The following is a 446-nucleotide window of genomic DNA, read 5'->3' on the forward strand; positions in this document are numbered from 1 at the left end:
GTCGCCCATGCACACCGCGGCCGACCTGCTCTCCGCGCCGGGCATCCCGGATGCGGCCGAGCGGGCGGCGCAGCTGGTCGTGCGGGACCTGAAGTCTATGCAGTACAATTACCTCGTCGAGTTCCAGGTGCATGCGGGCCCGCGGCGGCTTGCCGACGCCGCGATGCTCTACCGTCGACTGGGCAGCCACGGCCCGGCCGAGATCCTGGAACGTCAGGCGCTGCTGGTGGGTTCGCTGCAACTCGACCTGATTACCCAGGAGTACGCCCGTGCGGCGGCGACCTTCCGGGCGCTCGGGCCCACCTACGCCGAGCTGCGGCAGGCCTTCGTCGAGGCGATCGACGACCGGCCCGGCCCGGCCACCTGAGTAACACCGGTCGGGGTCGACGATCCCGGCGTTTCCGTAGCGTGCCAAGGCGGCACTGATCAAGGAGTCAACATGTCGA

The 446-nt window shown here is 69.5% G+C and carries 1 protein-coding gene; it reads left to right on the forward strand.

Translation table 11 applies throughout. From position 1 onward, the window contains the following. Nucleotides 1-367, forward strand: a 367-nt coding sequence (locus JMF97_RS30860; protein WP_498043323.1) for a YobF C-terminal domain-containing protein, incomplete at its 5' end; no start/stop codon positions are given. Nucleotides 368-446: the final 79 nt, after the last annotated feature.

This window comes from Micromonospora fiedleri (genome assembly GCF_016774385.1).
In the GTDB taxonomy this organism is placed as follows: domain Bacteria; phylum Actinomycetota; class Actinomycetes; order Mycobacteriales; family Micromonosporaceae; genus Micromonospora; species Micromonospora gifhornensis.